The sequence below is a fragment of the Achromobacter sp. CSND-B12 genome (genome assembly GCF_052906545.1).
Genome location: NZ_JBREGJ010000001.1, coordinates 5,211,489 through 5,230,019 on the forward strand (window position 1 = coordinate 5,211,489; position 18,531 = coordinate 5,230,019).

Here is an 18,531-nt window from a genome sequence, read left to right on the forward strand (position 1 = left end):
CGCAATTGCAAAATCACTCTACAATCCGTCTGACCATTTCTGCTTCAGTGTTCAGCCTTGGGCGAACCACAGAAGCTGCGCATTATATACGGAAAAATTAGCTTTGGCAAAACGATCGAATAACGAATCGAACAACAGATCCACTCCGTTGCCGGAAGCGCCGCCAGACTTCGATCCCGATGTCCCGTCCCGTGAAGCCATTCTGAAGGCGCTGCGATCCGCGGGGGCGCCGCTGTCTCCGGTGGAGCTGGCCGAGCGCATGGGCGTGGAGCGTCCGGCGACGATGGTGGGATTCGAACGCCGCCTGGGCGCGATGGAGCGTGATGGCCAATTGATGCCCAATCGCAAGGGCGTGCTGCTGCTGGCCACCAAGCTGGACTTCGTGGCGGGCAAGGTGCTGGGCCACCGCGACGGTTTTGGCTTCCTGCTGCGCGATGACGGCGGGCCGGACCTGTTCCTGTCGCCGCGCGAAATGCTCAAGGTGCTGCATGGCGACCGCGTGCTGGTCAAGCCGTCGGGCGAATACCGCGGCAAGCCGGAAGGCACCATCGTCGAAGTCATCGAGCGCCGCACCAACAAGCTGGTGGGCCGTTTCCTGCACGAGCACGGCCTGTCCATCGTGGTGCCGGAAGACCAGCGCATCAAGCACGACATCCTGATCCCGCCCAGCGACACCAACGGCGCCCAGCATGGGCAGGTGGTGGCGGTCGAGATCATGGAGCAGCCCACCCGCCACACGCAGCCGCTGGGCCGAGTGTCCGAGGTGTTGGGCGAGATCGACGATCCCGGCATGGAAATCGAGATCGCGGTGCGCAAGTTCGACGTGCCCGTCGAATTCTCCGAGGCCGCGCGCAAGCAGGCCGCCCGCCTGCCGGACGTGGTCCGCAAGAGTGACCTGAAAGACCGCGTCGACCTGCGCGACGTGCCGCTCATCACCATCGACGGCGAAGATGCGCGCGATTTCGACGATGCCGTCTACTGCGAGGCGGTGGAGCTGGGCACCGGCCAGCGCAAGCGGCCGGGCTGGCGCCTGCTGGTGGCGATTGCCGACGTCAGCCACTACGTGCGGCCCGGCGACGCGCTGGACGACGACGCGCTCGAGCGCGGCACCAGCGTGTATTTCCCGCGCCGGGTCATTCCGATGCTGCCCGAGTCGCTGTCCAATGGCCTGTGCTCGCTGAATCCGGACGTCGACCGCCTGGTGCTGGTCTGCGACATGGTGATTCCGGCCTCGGGCGCCAAGGCCGGCACGGTCACCGCCTACCAGTTCTACAACGCGGTGATGCACTCGCATGCCCGCACCACCTACACCAACATCTGGGCGGCGCTGCAGCAGCCCGGCGGCCCGGCGGCCCATGCCATGCGCGCCGTCATGCCGCAGGTGCAGAGCCTGTATGAACTGTTCCACCTGCTGTCGCAGAGCCGCAAGAAGCGCGGCGCGATCGATTTCGACACGGTCGAGACCAAGATCGTCTGCAATGAGCTGGGGCGCATCGAGCAGATCGTGCCGTCGGTGCGCAACGATGCCCACAAGCTGATCGAGGAATGCATGCTGGCCGCCAATACCTGCGCGGCCGACTTCATGACGCGCAGCAAGCATCCCGGCCTGTACCGCATCCACGAAGGCCCGACGCCCGAGCGCCTGCAATCGCTGCGCGAGTTCCTGCGCACCATGGGCCTGTCGCTGGGCGGGGGCGATACGCCCACGGCCAAGGACTACGGCGATTTCCTCGATTCCGTGCGCGGTCGTCCCGATTACCAGTTGCTCCAGACCATGTGCCTGCGCTCGATGCAGCAGGCCATCTACAGTCCGGACAACCTGGGTCACTTCGGTCTGTCGTATCCCGGCTACAGCCACTTCACCTCGCCCATCCGGCGCTATCCGGACCTGCTGACGCACCGCGTCATCAAGGCCCTGCTGGCGGGGCAGCGCTACGTGCCCAGCCTGGACGACCAGCCGGTCGTCATCGGCCGCACCCAGCGCGAGCATGAGCACGCCATCTGGGAAAAGATGGGCCTGGTGCTGTCGGCCAGCGAACGCCGCGCCGACGAGGCCTCGCGCGACGTCGAGGCCTGGCTCAAGTGCTGGTTCGTCAAGGAGCGCGTGGGCGAGGACTTCAGCGGCACCGTCACCGGCGTGGCCAGCTTCGGCATCTTCGTCACGCTGGATACGCTGCACGTCGAAGGGCTGGTGCACGTGTCCGAGCTGGGCGGCGAGTACTTCCAGTTCAACGATGCGCTGCATGAACTGCGCGGCGAACGTACCGGCATGCGCTACCGCCTGACCGACAAGGTCCAGGTGCAGGTCTCGCGCGTGGACCTGGAGGCGCGCCGCATCGAGTTCCGCCTGGTGCAGGGCACCAGCTTCGACGCCTTGCGCAAGGCGTCCGCGCGTGGTCCCGACGAGGGTCCGCGCCGCGTGAAGAAGGCGGCCGCGCCCAAGCCGGCCGCGCTCAAGGGCCAGACCGCCAAGGAGCGGCGCGCCGAGGCCAAGAAGGCCGGCAAGCCGTCCAAGGTCGCCCAGCAGCGCGCCGCGCCTGCCAAGAAGGCCACGCGCAAACGCCACTGACAGGGCGCCGCCCGGGTTTCGGCCCGGGCGGGCGGCCGCCCCATAAGGGGTAACATTGCGCCTATGGCCGGCCTGTCCGGCGGCCCGCTCCGTTCCGGGGCGGGCATTCGTTTCTCTAAAGGTATTTGCATTTATGGCGTCGACCCAAGTCCTTGCCGGGTTTCACGCGGTTGTCGCGCGGCTGCGCCACGCGCCCGAGTCGATCAGGGAAATCTACGTAGAAGCGTCGCGCCGCGACAAGCGCATGCAGACGTTCATCGAGCAGGCCGAGAAGGCCGGCTGTCGCCTGCATCCGGTCGGCATGGAGCGCCTGGACGGCCTGGCGCGCGGCACCCGTCACCAGGGCGTGGTGGCGCTGGCCGACGAGCGCCAGCTGGCGGTGGACGTGGACGAAGTGCTCGACGTGATCGAGGGCCCGCCGCTGCTGCTGATCCTGGATGGCGTGACCGATCCGCACAACCTGGGCGCCTGCCTGCGCACGGCCGACGCCGCGGGCGTGCACGCCGTGATCGCCCCGCGCGACCGCGCGGTGGGCCTGAACAGCACCGTGCAGCGCGTGGCCTGCGGCGCAGCCGACACCGTGCCGTACCTGATGGTCACCAACCTGGCGCGCACCATGCGCAGCCTGAAGGACCGCGGCGTATGGCTGGTCGGCACCGACGACCAGGCGACCGACAGCATGCACCGGATCGACGCGCGCCAGCCGATGGCCTGGGTCATGGGCGCCGAAGGCGAGGGCATGCGCCGCCTGACGCGCGAGACCTGCGACCAACTGGTCAACATTCCCATGCTGGGTTCGGTCGAGAGCCTGAACGTCAGCGTGGCCAGCGCGGTGTGCCTGTATGAAACCGTGCGCCAGCGCCAGGCCTGAACCGGCCATGCCTTCCTTTTCGTAGACCCTTTCTCTTTCGCGTCGCCCATCATGCACCAGAACGGCTTTACCACCACGATCCTCCATTCCGACCGCCAGCAATCCGTCGAGCACGGAGCGGTGCACAAGCCGATGCATCCTTCGTCGGAGTTCGCCTACGCCGATGCGCGCGAACTGGCCGCCGTCTTCCAGGGCAAGGCGGGCTTCACCTATGCCCGCCAGGGCACGCCGACCACCACGGCGCTGGAAGCCAAGGTGAACCACATGGAGGCGGGCAAGGGTACGGTGAGCTTCGCCACCGGCATGGCAGCGCTGGCCGCCATCTTCACCACGCTGCTGCGCCGTGGCGACCACCTGGTGTCGAGCCAGTACGTGTTCGGCAACACCAACAGCCTGCTGGGCACGCTGCTGGAGCTGGGCGTGGAGATCACCTTCGTCGATGCCACCGACTCGGCGCAGGTGCGCGCGGCGATCCAGCCCAACACCCGCATGGTGTTCACCGAGACCATCGCCAACCCCGGCACCCAGGTCGCCGACCTCGCGGTGATCGGCGAGATCTGCCGCGAGAAAGGGCTGGTCTACGTCGTGGACAACACGCTGACCTCGCCGTGGATGTTCCGGCCGGCGACGGTGGGCGCGTCGCTGGTGATGAACTCGCTGTCCAAGTACATCGGCGGCCACGGCAATGCGCTGGGTGGCGCGGTCACCGACACGGGCCTGTATGACTGGGCCAATTATTCGAACATCTACGATGCCTACCGCAAGGGGCCGTCCACCGGCTGGGGGCTGACCCAGATCAAGAAGAAGGGCCTGCGCGACATGGGCGGCACGCTGGCGGCCGAGCCTGCGCACCGCATTGCGGTGGGCGCCGAGACGCTGGCGCTGCGCATGGCCAAGCATTGCTCCAATGCGCTGGCGCTGGCGCGCTTTCTGGAAGAGCACCGCGGCGTGGCCAAGGTGCATTACCCCGGCCTGGCCAGCCATCCGCAGCACGCGCGCGCCGCGGCGCTGTTCGGTTCGCGCTTCGGCGGGCTGCTGGGCGTGGAACTGGCCGACGGCGTGGACTGCTTCGATTTCCTGAACCGCCTGCGCATCGTGCTGATGGCGACGCACCTGGGCGACACGCGCAGCCTGGCGCTGCCCGCCGCGCACACCATCTATTACGAGATGGGCGCCGAGCGCCGCAAGCAGATGGGTATCGCCGACAGCCTGATCCGGGTATCGGTGGGCATCGAGGATGAGACCGATCTGCTATTTGACTTCGATCAGGCGCTCAACGGCTGCCTGCAGGGATAATTCACGGGGCATGGCGCGCGGCAGGGCCCCGCGCCGCAACCCGGGCAGGAACCCATGCTTATACAGATCGCCGAAGTTTTCACTGCCGACGAGGCCGCCGCCATCCGCAATCGCCTCGAGGCCGCCGACTGGGTGGATGGCAAGGTCACGGCGGGCTACCAGTCCGCCGAGGTCAAGCACAATCGCCAATTGCCGGAACAGCATCCGTTGGCGCAGGAACTCGGCAGCCTGATCCTGCAGCGCCTGGCGGGCAACAACCTGTTCATGTCCGCCGCGCTGCCGCGCAAGATCTTCCCGCCGCTGTTCAATCGCTACGAAGGCGGCGAGGCTTTCGGCTACCACGTCGACAACGCCGTGCGCGGCATTGCCGGCAGCGGCGAACGCGTGCGCACGGACCTGTCCGCCACGCTGTTCTTTTCCGAGCCTGATTCCTACGACGGCGGCGAACTGGTCGTCGACGATACCTACGGCCCGCGCAGCGTGAAGCTGCTGGCCGGGCACATGGTGCTGTATCCGGGAACCAGCCTGCACAAGGTCAATCCCGTGACGCGCGGCGCCCGGATCAGTTCGTTCTTCTGGATGCAAAGCTTGGTGCGCGAAGACAGCCAGCGCGCCTTGCTGCTCGACATGGATGTGGCCATCCAGCGTTTGAACCAGGACGCGGCGGGGCATCCGTCGATCATCCAGCTGACCGGCATCTATCACAACCTGCTGCGCCGCTGGGTGGATGTCTGAGCGTGATTCGAGGCGCGCTCGACGCGCATTCGGAACGCATTTGGAACATCATTTGGTGTTGTCGCGCAAACCCCGAAATGCGTGTTTTTGTTTATTGCGAAAAGGCCTAAAAGCTAGTATTGGTGCGGCTTGTGGTGAGGTTTTCGCTTGACAGCCGCTCTACGCCAAGGCCTAATACACGTCTGCGTCGCTGACGGTTCTGGAGCTGCAAAGCCCTTGAAACCCAGGCGGCGCAGCAGTTTAAAAGTTGTGCTTTGCAGCGCAAGAAAAAGTTTATCCACTAGTCTGTTCGTCGTTTGTCGGGTCTTCGCGTCAAGTCGTGGCGTCCAACATGACAGCCATGAACTGCACTCCCGGCAGACTCCATACCTTGTGAGGGGTACACCTGAATGAACAAAACCGAACTCATCGATCACATTGCCAGCAAGGCCGATATCTCCAAGGCTGCCGCCGGTCGTTCGCTTGACGCCCTGATCGGTGCCGTCAAGACCACCCTGAAGAAGGGCGGTACGGTCACGCTGGTGGGCTTCGGCACGTTTGCCGTGTCGGCTCGCGCCGCTCGTACCGGCCGCAACCCGCGCACCGGCGAAACCATCAAGATCAAGAAGGCCAAGGTGCCGAAGTTCCGTCCGGGCAAGGCCCTGAAGGACGCCGTCAACTGATCGACGGCCAGGCAGATTGCACGGGCACGGCACCCGTTGATTTGCCGACAGGTACGCGGTCCGGTATACTCCGGCCCGCGTATTGCTTTTGAGTACCCCAGCCAGCGATTTTCCGCGTTCCGTTCGCGGCAGATTCGACACCAAGACGGGTGCTTAGCTCAGTTGGTAGAGCGGCGCCCTTACAAGGCGTAGGTCACAGGTTCGACCCCTGTAGCACCCACCATCAGCAAGCCGAAACAGAAACCCGCACACGGTACCGTGGCGGGTTTTTTGTTTGACGATGACTCCAGCCCGGTACTTCGCTGGACTGCGCCGTAGCTCGATGAAGCAGGTTTATCAAGGACTTACGCGCGTCCATCATATGCCGGTGCTTTCTGAAACTTGACCCGGTTTTCCCTCGCGCCGCTCCTATCTGGCTCTTGGAATTCGGGTCGTTCCAAGGAGTCATCATGGCGAAGATCAAGCTCACCAAGACCGCCGTAGAGTCGGCGCAACCCCAGGCCAAGGACATCGAACTACGGGATACCGTGGTGCCGGGTTTCCTCTGCAAGATTACCCCGAAGGGCCGTCGGGTGTTCATGCTCCAGTACCGCACGAACTCCGGGCAGCCCCGCAAGCCCTCGCTGGGCCTGTTCGGGGAACTGACCGTGGAGCAGGCCCGCGTCATGGCGCAGGACTGGCTGGCCGAGGTTCGCCGAGGCGGCGACCCCGGCGGCGCCAAGGCCGAGGCGCGCAAGGCGCCCACGGTCGAAGCGCTGTGCAAGAAGTTCATGGAGGACTACTCCAAGAAGCGCAACAAGCCGAGCACGCAGCGCGGCTATCAGGCCGTCATCGACCGCTGCATCGTCCCGCTGATCGGCCGCAAGAAGGTGCAGGACGTGAAGCGGCCCGACATTGCCGGGCTGATGGAGAAACTGGCCTACAAGCCCGCCGAGGCGAACAACGCCTTCGGCGTGCTGCGCAAGATGTTCAACCTGGCCGAAGTGTGGGGCTACCGCCCGGACGGCACGAACCCGTGCCGCCACGTCCCGATGTACCCGCCCGGCGAGGAAACCCGGCTCATCGTGGACGACGAACTGGCGCTGATCTTCCGCCAGTTGGAGAAGCTGGAGGCGGAAGGACTGGAGAACTACGTCATCCCGCTGGCGATTCGCCTGCAATTCGAGTTCGCCGGCCGCCGCTCCGAAATCTGCATGCTTGAATGGGATTGGGTCGATCTGGAGAACCGGCGCGTGGTCTGGCCCGACAGCAAGACCGGCGGCCTCTCCAAGCCCATGAGCGCGGAAGCCTATCGACTGTTCTCGACGGCACCGCGCCGAGAAGGTTGCCCCTACGTCCTGCCTTCGCCCAACGACCCGACCAAGCACCTGACCTTTGGCGAGCACTATGGCGGATGGTGCCGGGTGCTCAAGGCAGCCGGCGTCCCACACGTCGGCACGCACGGCATCCGCCACCGCTCCACGACCGACATTGCCAATTCGGGAGTGCCGACCAAGGTAGGCATGAAGCTGACGGGCCACAAGACCGTGGCGATGTTCATGCACTACGTCCACACCGAGGACAAGCCGGTGCGGGATGCTGCCGAACTGGTGGCGAGTCGGCGGCAGGCCATCACGGGCGCGCGGCGCCCTGCGGAGGCCACGGCATGAGCAAGAGGACGCTTTCGGTGGCGCCCCCCGCTGCCTTGGCGGCCGACTATCCCCGTTCCGCAATTTCCGAGACAGTGTCTGGGAAATTCGGCCTCGCCGAGCTGGCCAAGGTCTTCACGCTGCCGTGGTCGGCCTATGCGCTGCTGATTTCGGTCAAGGATGCCCGCGGATCGGTGGCCGGCATCCCGTCCAGTCGGCTCCGATTGTCGTGCCGGCGTCACGACAATCGGGCGGGCCATCCCTTCTATCTAGGTGCTACACCGGAGACTGGAAAAGTATGCCCGTTTCGGGTATAGTTTGGAGGTCGAAATGACGGTCATCCTCAAGCGCAAGGACTTTGCACGCTGGCAGTCGGGCGAGAAGCTGTCCGATGCCGCGTTGTGCAAGGCGGTTCAGGAGATGGAAAGCGGTCTGATCGACGCGGACTTGGGCGGCTCCCTCTACAAGAAGCGGGTGGCCCGCCCCGGTGGTGGTAAAAGCGGCGGCTACCGCACACTGGTATCGGCCAGGATCGGCAGCCGCTACGTGTTCCTGCATGGGTTCCCGAAGAACGACAAGGCGAACATCACGCAGGACGAGAAGAAGGCGCTGCAATTCGCCGGCAAAGCGTTCTTGCAACTGTCCGGGGAAACGTTATCGAAGGCGTTGCAGTCGGGCGTGTTATTGGAGGTGCATTGTGAGCAAGATCATTGAATCCCTGCGTGACGACCTGGCCACGCTTCATGAAGTGGGTGCGATCAGCAAGGTGACGATGCGCGAGTTCGACGCGATCTGCCCGCCGCCAGTGCGGGAGTTTGGCGCCGAGGACATTAGGCGCCTACGGGAGACGCTGAAATTCAGCCAGCCGGTGTTCGCGCATCACCTGCACACCTCGGCCTCGACCGTGCGCAAGTGGGAGCAAGGTGAAACCCGACCCGCTGGCCCGGCGCTGAAGCTGCTCAACATCATCGCCGACAAGGGGCTCCGGGCGATCCTTTGATTGATCTGCGTTTTCTGCCATAACCACCTAATTTCAGTTACGATCTTTTACGCTATCAAAACGTCGATGGAGGTGACAGATGGCAGAGAAAAGGAACGTGTTTATCAGCCATGTCCATAAGGACGATCATGGGCTCCAAAAGCTCAAAGATCTGCTGGCTCCGAAAGGGATGGATGTAAGGGACTCCTCCATCCATACAGGAAAGTTCAACAACGCCACGGATGAGCATTACATCAAGACGCAGATTCTGGCCCCAGCGATAAACTGGGCGGGCGTATTTATTTGCTACGTCTCACCCCAGACGAAAGATAGCGACTGGGTGACCTGGGAAATCGAATATGCAGCCAAGCAAGGCAAACGTATTGTTGGCATCTGGGAGCATGGTGAGAAGGAATGCGACATTCCTGAGGCACTGAAAGAATACGCCGATGCCTTGGTCGGCTGGAATGGTGACTCAATCATTGATGCGATCAACGGAAAAGATACATGGGAAAAACCCGACGGTGGCGCCTGTGATCCGGTTCCTCTGAAAAGGCATCCCTGCTGATGGCACGTGTCCACTCCTACGTGGTGCGGTACGACAGTGGTTTCGCACCCAATCCCTTTTACGAATACTGCACGCTTGCAACCTGCAAGCCAAATATCCGCAAGGGCGCTGACATCGGTGATTGGGTGGTAGGCAGTGGCAGCAATGATCGAAGTGTTCGGCGAGGCGGGTATCTGGTTTATGCGATGCAAGTCACCGAAACGATGACATTTGATGAATATGGGGCAGATCCACGGTTTGAATCTAAAAAGCCCTATCGCAACGGTAGTCGGAAGCAAAGTTGCGGGGACAATATCTACTTCAGAGCCGCACCAGCGGCCGTCTGGCAGCAACGAGATTCCTTTCACTCTCGCCCCGATGGTTCACTTAATCCTGATCACGTCACTCGCGACACGGGTGTAAACAGGGTTCTCATCAGCAATGACTTCGTGTACTTCGGAGGAGAGGGGCCGGAGTTCCCGGAAGAGCTAAAAGACCAGCAAGGCCGGTCTCTATGCAAAACAGGAATAGGTCTAACTACTTTTGACGATCCAAAACTGATTGCGAACCTAGAGCAATGGGTTCGTAGCTTTGGGCTGAATGGATATCAGGGCGCTCCATTCGAATGGCTGACGCTTCGGAGGTAACCGATGCACAAGGAAGGTTCTCTGCTGCTTTCGGACTACGCTTCGGAAATTGCAGCTACGGATGTACTCAGTCCAACCGATTTCAATCCTGTCCTTCAAGGGCTTTATGGGGAAGTCGGTGGAATAATGTCTACTGTCAAAAAACATGTCCGGGAAAAATCTGCGTACCCTGGTTTCAGAAGGGCGGCGGAAGAAGAATTCGGTGATACGCTTTGGTATTTGGCTGCGATCTGCCGGCGCATGCAAGCTCCACTTGAAGATATCTTTGCCGAGGCGGCGAATCACGGGAACTTCAAGAACATAGGGGCAGCAAGCGACATAGCCGAAGGTGCATTCGCTTACATCGCCATGCCTGTGGCGGCCCCTGCGTCGTTGGACATTACCTTGGTACGCTTGGGGCAGGCGGCCGCAGCTCTGCTGGGAAGTGGGCCTGCGCGCAATGACGTGGTCACCTTCGCGCGAGCCTATCTCGATGCAATCCATGCCGCAGAGTTGGCGTTCTCGGACGTAGCGCGGGGGAACCTCCGGAAAGCTAGGGGTGCATTCTTGGAGCCACAGGCGGTTGACCTGATTGGCCTTGATTTCGATAGCGAGTTTGGAATAGAAGAGCAGCTCCCTAGAGAGTTCAAGATCCGAGTCAATCAACGCGGTAGCGGCAAAAGCTATCTCCAATGGAATGGCGTATTCATAGGTGATCCCCTGACCGACAACATCGCTGACCGAGATGGCTACCGATTTCATGATGTTTTCCATTTTGCATATGCAGCCATCTTGCATTGGTCACCTGTAATACGGGCATTGATCAAGCACAAGCGAAAGAGCCAGTCCAAATATGATGAAGAGCAAGACAGCGGCCGGGCAATCGTCGTTGAGGAAGGGCTTACGGCATGGATTTTCTCTAGAGCCAAGGAATTAAACTATTTTGAGAATCAAGAAAAGGTTTCCCTTGGGATTCTCAAAACCATTGAAGAGTTTGTGAGTGGCTATGAGGTTGAGAAGTGCCCGCTAAAGCTTTGGGAAAAAGCCATCATGGACGGATATTCCGTATTCCGTCAAATCAAGAAAAATCAAGGCGGCTGGATCATCGGCAACCGAAAAGAACGCACCCTACAATATATGCCGCTTGAGTCTTAAGAATGAAAATCCACCCCTTTGTTGAATCAGTTTCCTCGCTGCAATTTGAGGACTGCTTCAATCCTTATTCTGATCGCTGTGAAGTTCATGATCGTCGAGACGCGCCCCGCCGCCGCGCCGCCGCACTTTCCGCATTATTGCGTCGCGCTTCAGAGGAGCCTGTAGATGCGATTTGGATCGGTCGAGATTTGGGGTATCGCGGAGGCCGCCGAACTGGGTTGGCCCTGACTGACGATGTTCACATGAGCCAACATGCCAAACGTTGGAATGTCGATCTGGCTCCAGAACGGCCCACAGTCGGCAATGCCGTAGCCGAGCGAACCGCTGCGGTTATATGGGGAATGCTAGAGCACATTGATGCTCGCATCTTTCTCTGGAATGTTTTCCCACTTCACCCTCATGAATCAGGGGATCCGTTCACCAACCGGCAACACAACGCCCGTGAAAGGCGAGCCGGCGAAGAGCTACTACAACAGCTCATCGTTCTGCTTCGTCCCTCGCGCATCGTCGCCATCGGCAACGATGCTGCCGCAGCCGCTCATCGAATCACGGATAGCGTGCCTGTTATCTGCGTGAGGCATCCGAGCTATGGCGGACAGACGCAGTTTCAAGGGCAAATCTCTGAACTGTATGGACATCCAATGAAGACTGGATCGCTGTTCTGACGAATTGCTCCAGCATTTTAGCGAGCGGATACCGCCCCTTCTATCCAACTCGCCAGGTTTTCACTGATGCAGCGACTGAAAGAGGCTCTGACGCTGGTGGAGGTGCGCACACTGGATCACGTCGTTGTGGCCGGGCAGGAAACAACTTCATTTGCAGAGCGAGGGCTATTGTGAACCGAGGGGGCTGCACAGGCGGCCCCATTTTTTTATTCGCTCCATCAAGCTTACTGAACGCAGTTACTGCAAAATTTCCCGGCTAATCCACAGGCAGAAGCTTTCGACGAAATAAGCTGGAATAGGTTCGGTCGCGTGAAAAAATTGGATCATATTCTCCCTGTTGATAAATTATTTTGGCGGCGGCCCCTGTTGTTGAAAGCGGGAGCACTGTAGCTTTGGGATGGTGTTCGACGAACAATTTATGCTCCTCATAGATCCCCTCCATGCCGCCGACGAACACCGCTGCGCTGAAACGGCGGCTTTCGATCATTGCTTGCCTCATGGCCGTCAAACTGGCTTCTCTGTTGCCATCAACCGCTGGCACCATATGCACGTCGACGAACTCCGCTAGCTCAGGAGGCAATCGACCCTCAAAAAGCTTACTTTGGTAAATCGCCACCCTGTTGCGGTCAAGGTTTGCCTCGCGGGAAAAGAGAGCCAATAGCGGCGTTATCGCCGGATGGCCGCCGCACGTGATTCGTCCAATCGGCAACACTACTTCAACCAAAGCCTTGATTGCTTCCCGTATAGCAAGAACATCGGCGGTGTCGAAAAATACCCGATTGCGATCAGGCAAAGGCACGCTGGCAGATAGAAATATATCTATCATGCGGTGAGCTCCTTCAGAAGTTGTGGCGCCTTCGACATTTGCACGGCCCGGATCGGCAAATACGAGTCAAGCCAATCTAGGTGAGAGAGCCACGTTCTCAGTACACCTCTATTGTCGTAAATCACCCATATTTCTCTCGTCTCAACAGTGGGGTTGGTAATGGCTTCGAACACTTCGTTGATGCGATCAGCGGTTGGTATTCCCACTGCCGGTACGATCGCCAGCGTTCGATTGGACTCGGTTTTGAGAGAAATCCAGCCTTCAATCTGAACACTTGGATCAAGTCCCTCGTCGCGGGCGGCGTCGCAAAAGTTATCGACCAAATATCGGTGGCGGGCGGCAATTGCTGGTGCGCGTAGCCGTTCGACCTCGTCGCAAATTCTCGTCACCAATCCCTTCGTGGCCCAACGCCCCCGCATTGGAATAAATCCAAAGAAGTCCCGACGCCTAAGCTTCATGAAGTGGCTGAAGGACGATGCAGGGTCTTCCTTTTGCCCCGGCCATAGTAGGTGCAAGATTTGCACATTGGTCGCGTTTGCGCGCGCCAATTCTTCAGCCGTCCAACGACCTTCTCTGAAGCCAGGTGTGTCGATCAGCACCACGACATCGGAATCCGACATCCTGTGCCAGAGTTGTGATTGGAAATCTGCGGCTGGAGGCACTGACCTCACGTCGATGAAAACGTCAAAGCCACGAGCATCGAGCGCATCGTACAACCGATCGGCCAGCGGCTGAGACCCTGTTCGTTTGTAACTGATGAAAAGTCGTCGCTCACGTCGCAACAGCCTAAATGTCTCAAGGACTAGCGTAACGAGGCGGGTGATGCCTTCATCGTTGGTGCCCAATACAATAGCATTGACATGTCTGAGCTGCGGCGGAATTTCTGCATGAACCTGGGACAAATCCGAAACGACCGGAGCGATAACGATCGAGTCATCAATCAACTCCGTCACAAGTGCGGTATCGGCAGTGCTTTCCGACGAGCCGAAAAATACTGCCATCACCGGCGATTTTAAGCTGCGGTTAGAGGCGTTGGCATCGCTGAGAAACGTAATTGCGTTGCTCGGAATCCCGAGCCCCTGAAGCGCCAGATCAACGCTACGGCGGAGGCGAGTGTCATGCCCATGGACCGCACCCAGCAGGATAAGCTGGTAGGGTGATCTCATGCTTGAGTTCTCGCTCATCGGCCAGCCATTCCCGCAGCAGTTTCAATCCATCCGCCAATATTTTTCCTGCCATCCTGGCCTATGAAATCGTAACTCAGGCAGTGATTTGACAGTTGGACTACGCTATTCGTTTTTGGTGCTGTGAACCACAGATCACCCTCAGGAATCGCAAGCGTGTAATCTGCGTAGGCCACCCACTTTCCGTCCTTCCACTCGGCGAGATATATGCCGCGATCGGTTCTATAAAGTCCCATCTGCGCCAATGGATCAGCACCCTTTGTAGATGTCGCTTTGTCTTTATTCTGGACACCGTGAATGAAAACGGTTAGCAAGCCGTTTCCCTTGATAACACTGCGAGCAATTTCGTAGCGCACCCATCGCCGTGACCATGTATGGGTTCCAGCAAGGACACAAGTTACCGAAGTATTCTCCAACCCCTTGCGGAGAAAAGTCTTTAGTGCATCGTCACTCTCTTTTTTCGATGCCTCAAACACGCTGCTGTCAAAGAAGCCCCGGCTTTCCTCATCGGATTCCTTCACAACCCAACTGTTGCGGACATTCCAGGCGCGCCATACATCAGGCTCATAGTGAAAAGAAAAGAATGTTCTGCGTGGCATTTTGACTCCATCTATTACACTAAACCCAGGCAAATTTGGATGTAGGTGACCCGCATCCTCCACAGCAAACGACACCTCGCAGGATGCAATTCAGATATTGCCGGTTCATCGTGCCTTTATAGCGTCGCTGACCCAAGTTTCAATATTCGACTTGATGTAGTCATACACATTGGTGCTGGTGGTGTATGGCGGATCGTAGACTTTACCCGTGACAGCTTCTCCATCAACGGTGAGGCCTGTAAACGGATTAGATCCTTTCGACGACTGATTTCCGTCTGAGTCTTTCAGATTGTGGACATGGATGGCGAGTACACCCAGCCCGTCCTTCCAGGCTTTCTTTATCTCGTGTTTGACCCAGCGGCGGCTGGCAGTCTTCTCGCCCACAAGTACGACAAGGCATTCTTTGCCTTTCATGTTGTCGGCGATCCATTTTTTGATGGCATCATCGCCTGCTTTCTTGATTTCTTCCCATTTGTTCGAATCCAGTAGAGGCTGTTTTTCGATAGCTCCGATTTGCCGAACTTGCGACACGCGCCAACTATCCTGTTTATAGTGAAAGCTCAGAAAGCATTTATTCGCCATGACTTATCTCCATTTGTCGTTGGTGCTTCGATGAAGCAAATCTCGAATTGAGGATTGCGATAGTTATTTAACTGAAGTCGTAATTAATCGCTGGCTTGAAATACTTTCTTGTAAATTTCCTTACAAATGATAGCTGAAAGTGTGCGCCTGCGTCTCCGCTTCGCGGACCGCGCTGCTCCAGGTTCGCTATTCGCTCATCCCTGACGGGACTGGCATTCGCCAGCCTTCCACATCCCTGACGCCTCCGGCCCGGCTTCCAGCTTCGGGCCTGCGCGCTTCGCTTGCGTGCGGTCAGCACAAAGGGATGGCCGTTGCCTTGTCCAGCCGTCTCCCCTGACTTCATCACCTTACCCGCGACCGTAGCCCGCTCCCGTGTGCCGTCAAGGCGCGCAGGGCCGTGTCCTCGGCTGCGCCTGCGGGCCGCACCAACCCTGCGCTTGTCTCCTTGACGGCCCCCGTCCGCGCGCTCCTTTGGCCGCGGGCGATGAACTCAGGAAAGACGGTGGCAACAGGGCCAACCGGGTTCCTCGTGCCGACCGCACCGAACAGCCGAAAGGCTGGGCTCCGAATCTAGGAATCCGGTGTGCGGTTTGAACAGCAAACCCTTTTCGTCAGGAGAAATGCAATGCAACTCGCATCCCGATTCGCTTCCCGTTCCCCGTCGCTGCGCAGCGATTACCCGCTGTCCGATGACCAAATCCGCCGTGTGGCCCCGTCCATCTTCGCGGACGCGCCGCACGAAAGCCGTTCCGAACGGTACGCCTATATCCCCACCGCCGCCGTGCTGGCGGAACTACGCAAGGAAGGGTTTGAACCCTTCATGGCAGCGCAAACCCGCGTGCGCCACGACGACCGCCGCGACTACACCAAACACATGCTGCGCCTGCGCCACGCCAGCCAGATCAACGGCGCGGAGGCTAACGAAATCGTGCTGCTGAACTCGCATGACGGCACGAGCAGCTATCAGATGCTGGCCGGAATGTTCCGGTTCGTGTGCAGCAATGGCCTTGTCTGCGGCGACACGGTGGCGGACGTGCGCGTGCCCCACAAAGGCGACGTGGCCGGTTCCGTCATCGAAGGCGCTTACGAAGTCTTGCGCGGCTTCGACCGCGTGCAGGAATCCCGCGATTCCATGCGCGCCATCACCTTGAACGATGGCGAATCCGAAGTGTTCGCCCGCGCCGCGCTGGCCCTCAAGTACGACGACCCCGACAAGCCCGCGCCCATCACGGAATCGCAAATCCTGATGCCGCGCCGCTTTGATGACCGCCGCCCGGACTTGTGGAGCGTGTTCAACCGCACGCAAGAGAACCTGACCCAAGGCGGCCTGCGCGGGCGCAGCGCCAACGGACGCCGCCAGCAAACCCGCCCGGTACAGGGCATCGACCAGAACATCCGCCTCAACCGTGCGCTTTGGCTGCTGGCCGATGGCATGCGCCAGTTGAAAGCCTGAACCCCCACGCGGCAGGGGCAGGCAGCAGCCCTTGCCGCTTCTCTCGCTGCTGCATCCCTAACCGCAAGGAGTTATCACCATGAACGCCGTTACCCAAACCGAAACCCGCGCCATCGAAACTGCCGCGCCGCTGGAAGTGGCCGACCCGAGCAAGAACCTGATTTTGGTTCCACTCTCGCAGTTGCTGCCGCGCCGCTCCAAGCGCAACGCACGCAAGACCCCGCGCCTGTCCATTCCCGAACTGGCCGCGAGCATCGCCCGCATCGGCCTGCTGCAAAATCTCGTCGTCATCCTCGCCGCCGATGGCGAGCAGTACGAAGTGGTGGCCGGCGACCGCCGACTGACCGCGTTGAAGCTGCTGGCGAAGAAGAAGCGCATCCCTGCCGACTACGAAGTGGCGTGCCTGCTGGTGCCCGATGCTTCGGCCCGTACCGTCAGCCTCGCGGAAAACCTGCTGCGCGAGCAGATGCACCCGGCCGACCAGTTCGAGGCGTTCGCCGCACTGGTCAAGGAAGGCCGCCCCATCGAAGACATTGCCGCCGACTTCGGCGTGACCCCGCTGGTGGTGCAGCGCCGTCTCAAACTCGCCAACGTCTCGCCGCGCCTGCTGGCCGACTACCGCGCCGGAGCCGTCACCCTGGAACAGTTGATGGCCCTGACCATCACCGACGACCACGCCGCGCAGGAAAGCGCGTTCTACGGTGCGCCAGAATGGCAGCGTGGCGCGTCCGCGCTGCGCGAACGCCTGACCGAACGCGAAATCGACGCCACGCATCCGCTGGTGCGCTTCGCCGGGCTGGACGCCTACACGGCGGCGGGCGGCGGCATCCGCCGCGACCTGTTCGCGGAAGGCGATGCCGGAACCTACCTGACCGACGCCACGCTGCTGGAAACGCTGGTGCGCGGCAAGCTGGATGCGCTGGCTGGGGACGTGCGCGCCGAGGGTTGGGCGTGGGTCGAAGCCGTGCCGCACATGAGCTACGCCGAGCGGCAGGCGTTCCAGAACGCACCGCGCCAGCGCCGCGAACCGAGCGCCCGCGAAGCCCGCCGCATCGCCTCGCTGCAAACCCGCCTCGACAAGATCGACACCGAACTGGAAGAAGCCTACGACGCCGAGGACGAGGACAAGACCGAAGCGCTGGAACCGCGCCGCGAACAGGTTGCCGGGGAACTGCAAGCCGTGGAGGAAGCCTTGCAGGGCTACGCCCCGGATGTGCGCGCCGTGGCCGGCGCCATCGTCACCCTCGACCGCAGCGGCGAAGCCGTGATTCATCGCGGGCTGCTGCGCGAGGCAGAAGCCAAGGCGCTGCGCACGCTGGAACGCTTGCGGCAGGGTTTCGGCAGCGCGGAAGGCGAGGCCGGGAACGACGACGAAGGCGAGGACACCGAGCAGCCCAAGGCCGCGAGCCTGTCCGACCGGCTGGCGCAGCGGTTGAGCGCGCACCGCACCGCCGCGCTGCAAATCGAAGTCGCCCGGCATCCGCAAGTCGCGCTGGCCGCGCTGGTGCATGGCATGGTGCAGAGCGTCTTGCAGGACAACCACTACGGCCACGACTTGCCGCTGGGCGTGAGCCTGAAAGTGCAAGACCGGCTGGAAGGCATGGCCCCCGACTGGCCCGAGTCGCCCGCCGCCGTCGCCCAGCGCGAGTTGCAGCAGGTCGCGGGCGAAGCGCTGCCGCAGGACAGCGCCGAACTGTTCGTCGCGCTGCTGGCGATGGAGCAAGGCGAACTGGTGCGGCTGCTGGCGGTATGCGTAGCGGCGACCGTGGACGTGGTGACGCCTCGCGCCACTGCGCACCAGCCGGGCGCGGAACTGGCGCAGGCTGTGGGGCTGGACATGGCCGCATGGTGGCAGCCCACCGCAGACGGGTATTTCCAGCATGTGCCGAAGGCCGCGATTCTGGAAGCCGTGGGCGAGTTCGCACCGTCGCACGCTGCACGGCTGGCGAAGTTGAAGAAGGCCGACATTGCCAGCGAAGCGGAACGGCTGGCCGATGGTACGGGCTGGATGCCCGCCATCTTCCGCACCGAAAGCCCGCAACAGGACGCGCAGGCCGTGGCAGTGGATGCGGGCGCCGAAGCGCCGGAGGAAGTCGCCGCCGTGGCGGATGAGCTGCCGCAGGCCGAGGCACTGGCCGCGTGATCCTGCACCGC

At 60.9% G+C, this 18,531-nt stretch carries 19 protein-coding genes, 1 tRNA gene and 1 pseudogene; 17 read left to right on the forward strand and 4 right to left on the reverse strand.

The annotated features are described in order from the left end of the window. The first annotated feature begins 103 nt into the window (after window positions 1-103). The 15 genes and pseudogenes from rnr to ACUTAG_RS24630 form a co-directional block, all read left to right on the forward strand. On the forward strand, window positions 104-2,569 hold the full coding sequence (rnr, locus tag ACUTAG_RS24560; protein WP_026384162.1) for a ribonuclease R: 2,466 nt from the start codon (window positions 104-106) through the stop codon (window positions 2,567-2,569). Window positions 2,570-2,702: 133 nt separating this feature from the next. Next, window positions 2,703-3,440 (forward strand): 23S rRNA (guanosine(2251)-2'-O)-methyltransferase RlmB, encoded by a 738-nt coding sequence (rlmB, locus tag ACUTAG_RS24565; protein WP_148316556.1) that lies wholly within the window; start codon window positions 2,703-2,705, stop codon window positions 3,438-3,440. 51 nt (window positions 3,441-3,491) lie between these two features. Beyond that, entirely contained in the window at window positions 3,492-4,736 is a 1,245-nt protein-coding gene (locus ACUTAG_RS24570) for a cystathionine gamma-synthase family protein (RefSeq protein WP_006388509.1), read from the forward strand. Window positions 4,737-4,790: 54 nt separating this feature from the next. Then, window positions 4,791-5,471, forward strand: coding sequence for a Fe2+-dependent dioxygenase (locus ACUTAG_RS24575; RefSeq protein WP_148316558.1), 681 nt, complete (start codon window positions 4,791-4,793; stop codon window positions 5,469-5,471). A gap of 389 nt (window positions 5,472-5,860) precedes the next feature. Further along, complete coding sequence (locus ACUTAG_RS24580; RefSeq protein ID WP_003812968.1) at window positions 5,861-6,133, forward strand: HU family DNA-binding protein; 273 nt, start codon at window positions 5,861-5,863, stop codon at window positions 6,131-6,133. A gap of 147 nt (window positions 6,134-6,280) precedes the next feature. After that, window positions 6,281-6,356, forward strand: a tRNA-Val gene (locus ACUTAG_RS24585). A gap of 226 nt (window positions 6,357-6,582) precedes the next feature. Next, entirely contained in the window at window positions 6,583-7,782 is a 1,200-nt protein-coding gene (locus ACUTAG_RS24590; RefSeq protein ID WP_028240170.1) for a tyrosine-type recombinase/integrase, read from the forward strand. After that, on the forward strand, window positions 7,779-8,078 hold the full coding sequence (locus ACUTAG_RS24595) for a hypothetical protein (RefSeq protein WP_033045758.1): 300 nt from the start codon (window positions 7,779-7,781) through the stop codon (window positions 8,076-8,078). The genes ACUTAG_RS24590 and ACUTAG_RS24595 overlap by 4 nt, the downstream gene beginning before the upstream one ends. Before the next feature lie 13 nt (window positions 8,079-8,091). Beyond that, on the forward strand, window positions 8,092-8,475 hold the full coding sequence (locus ACUTAG_RS24600) for a type II toxin-antitoxin system RelE/ParE family toxin (RefSeq protein ID WP_028240169.1): 384 nt from the start codon (window positions 8,092-8,094) through the stop codon (window positions 8,473-8,475). Beyond that, a complete protein-coding gene (locus tag ACUTAG_RS24605; protein ID WP_028240168.1) occupies window positions 8,459-8,761 on the forward strand; it encodes a helix-turn-helix domain-containing protein in 303 nt (100 codons plus the stop codon). Before ACUTAG_RS24600 ends, ACUTAG_RS24605 begins: the two co-directional genes overlap by 17 nt. 79 nt (window positions 8,762-8,840) lie before the next feature. Further along, window positions 8,841-9,308, forward strand: coding sequence for a TIR domain-containing protein (locus ACUTAG_RS24610; RefSeq protein WP_028240167.1), 468 nt, complete (start codon window positions 8,841-8,843; stop codon window positions 9,306-9,308). After that, window positions 9,308-9,934, forward strand: coding sequence for an Nmad2 family putative nucleotide modification protein (locus ACUTAG_RS24615; RefSeq protein ID WP_033045760.1), 627 nt, complete (start codon window positions 9,308-9,310; stop codon window positions 9,932-9,934). The genes ACUTAG_RS24610 and ACUTAG_RS24615 overlap by 1 nt, the downstream gene beginning before the upstream one ends. A gap of 3 nt (window positions 9,935-9,937) precedes the next feature. Next, the gene (locus ACUTAG_RS24620; protein WP_028240166.1) at window positions 9,938-11,068 is read left to right on the forward strand and encodes a nucleoside triphosphate pyrophosphohydrolase family protein; all 1,131 of its coding nucleotides are present in this window, start codon (window positions 9,938-9,940) and stop codon (window positions 11,066-11,068) included. A gap of 2 nt (window positions 11,069-11,070) precedes the next feature. Beyond that, complete coding sequence (locus ACUTAG_RS24625) at window positions 11,071-11,733, forward strand: uracil-DNA glycosylase (protein WP_071534888.1); 663 nt, start codon at window positions 11,071-11,073, stop codon at window positions 11,731-11,733. Window positions 11,734-11,793: 60 nt separating this feature from the next. Continuing rightward, a pseudogene (locus ACUTAG_RS24630) lies at window positions 11,794-11,907 on the forward strand (JAB domain-containing protein); the annotation flags it as partial. A gap of 82 nt (window positions 11,908-11,989) precedes the next feature. Here ACUTAG_RS24630 and ACUTAG_RS24635 read toward each other — a convergent pair. From ACUTAG_RS24635 to ACUTAG_RS24650, 4 genes are all read right to left on the reverse strand, one after another. Beyond that, the gene (locus ACUTAG_RS24635) at window positions 11,990-12,559 is read right to left on the reverse strand and encodes an SLOG domain-containing protein (RefSeq protein ID WP_033041349.1); all 570 of its coding nucleotides are present in this window, start codon (window positions 12,557-12,559) and stop codon (window positions 11,990-11,992) included. Then, window positions 12,556-13,725 (reverse strand): toll/interleukin-1 receptor domain-containing protein, encoded by a 1,170-nt coding sequence (locus tag ACUTAG_RS24640; RefSeq protein ID WP_158407679.1) that lies wholly within the window; start codon window positions 13,723-13,725, stop codon window positions 12,556-12,558. The genes ACUTAG_RS24635 and ACUTAG_RS24640 overlap by 4 nt, the downstream gene beginning before the upstream one ends. Window positions 13,726-13,739: 14 nt before the next feature. Continuing rightward, complete coding sequence (locus ACUTAG_RS24645) at window positions 13,740-14,342, reverse strand: TIR domain-containing protein (RefSeq protein ID WP_033041352.1); 603 nt, start codon at window positions 14,340-14,342, stop codon at window positions 13,740-13,742. Window positions 14,343-14,447: 105 nt separating this feature from the next. Further along, window positions 14,448-14,924, reverse strand: a complete 477-nt coding sequence (locus ACUTAG_RS24650) for a TIR domain-containing protein (protein ID WP_033041353.1) — start codon at window positions 14,922-14,924, stop codon at window positions 14,448-14,450. Window positions 14,925-15,549: 625 nt separating this feature from the next. Here ACUTAG_RS24650 and ACUTAG_RS24655 point away from each other — a divergent pair. Both ACUTAG_RS24655 and ACUTAG_RS24660 read left to right on the forward strand, forming a co-directional pair. Further along, window positions 15,550-16,377 carry a DUF932 domain-containing protein gene (locus ACUTAG_RS24655; RefSeq protein WP_028240164.1) on the forward strand — a complete coding sequence of 276 codons (828 nt, stop codon included), beginning with the start codon at window positions 15,550-15,552 and terminating at the stop codon, window positions 16,375-16,377. 79 nt (window positions 16,378-16,456) lie between these two features. Then, window positions 16,457-18,520: a ParB/RepB/Spo0J family partition protein gene (locus ACUTAG_RS24660; protein WP_028240163.1), complete on the forward strand. Its 2,064-nt coding sequence runs from the start codon at window positions 16,457-16,459 to the stop codon at window positions 18,518-18,520. Window positions 18,521-18,531 lie beyond the last annotated feature (11 nt).

Coding starts and splice junctions, on each gene's coding strand:
- ACUTAG_RS24635 (WP_033041349.1), bottom strand. CDS start 12,559: ATGATAGATATATTTCTATCTGCCAGCGTGCCTTTGCCTGATCGCAAT.
- ACUTAG_RS24610 (WP_028240167.1), top strand. CDS start 8,841: ATGGCAGAGAAAAGGAACGTGTTTATCAGCCATGTCCATAAGGACGAT.
- ACUTAG_RS24595 (WP_033045758.1), top strand. CDS start 7,779: ATGAGCAAGAGGACGCTTTCGGTGGCGCCCCCCGCTGCCTTGGCGGCC.
- ACUTAG_RS24655 (WP_028240164.1), top strand. CDS start 15,550: ATGCAACTCGCATCCCGATTCGCTTCCCGTTCCCCGTCGCTGCGCAGC.
- ACUTAG_RS24640 (WP_158407679.1), bottom strand. CDS start 13,725: ATGAGATCACCCTACCAGCTTATCCTGCTGGGTGCGGTCCATGGGCAT.
- ACUTAG_RS24590 (WP_028240170.1), top strand. CDS start 6,583: ATGGCGAAGATCAAGCTCACCAAGACCGCCGTAGAGTCGGCGCAACCC.
- ACUTAG_RS24625 (WP_071534888.1), top strand. CDS start 11,071: ATGAAAATCCACCCCTTTGTTGAATCAGTTTCCTCGCTGCAATTTGAG.
- rlmB (WP_148316556.1), top strand. CDS start 2,703: ATGGCGTCGACCCAAGTCCTTGCCGGGTTTCACGCGGTTGTCGCGCGG.
- ACUTAG_RS24660 (WP_028240163.1), top strand. CDS start 16,457: ATGAACGCCGTTACCCAAACCGAAACCCGCGCCATCGAAACTGCCGCG.
- ACUTAG_RS24600 (WP_028240169.1), top strand. CDS start 8,092: ATGACGGTCATCCTCAAGCGCAAGGACTTTGCACGCTGGCAGTCGGGC.
- ACUTAG_RS24650 (WP_033041353.1), bottom strand. CDS start 14,924: ATGGCGAATAAATGCTTTCTGAGCTTTCACTATAAACAGGATAGTTGG.
- ACUTAG_RS24615 (WP_033045760.1), top strand. CDS start 9,308: ATGGCACGTGTCCACTCCTACGTGGTGCGGTACGACAGTGGTTTCGCA.
- ACUTAG_RS24570 (WP_006388509.1), top strand. CDS start 3,492: ATGCACCAGAACGGCTTTACCACCACGATCCTCCATTCCGACCGCCAG.
- ACUTAG_RS24645 (WP_033041352.1), bottom strand. CDS start 14,342: ATGCCACGCAGAACATTCTTTTCTTTTCACTATGAGCCTGATGTATGG.
- ACUTAG_RS24620 (WP_028240166.1), top strand. CDS start 9,938: ATGCACAAGGAAGGTTCTCTGCTGCTTTCGGACTACGCTTCGGAAATT.
- ACUTAG_RS24575 (WP_148316558.1), top strand. CDS start 4,791: ATGCTTATACAGATCGCCGAAGTTTTCACTGCCGACGAGGCCGCCGCC.
- ACUTAG_RS24580 (WP_003812968.1), top strand. CDS start 5,861: ATGAACAAAACCGAACTCATCGATCACATTGCCAGCAAGGCCGATATC.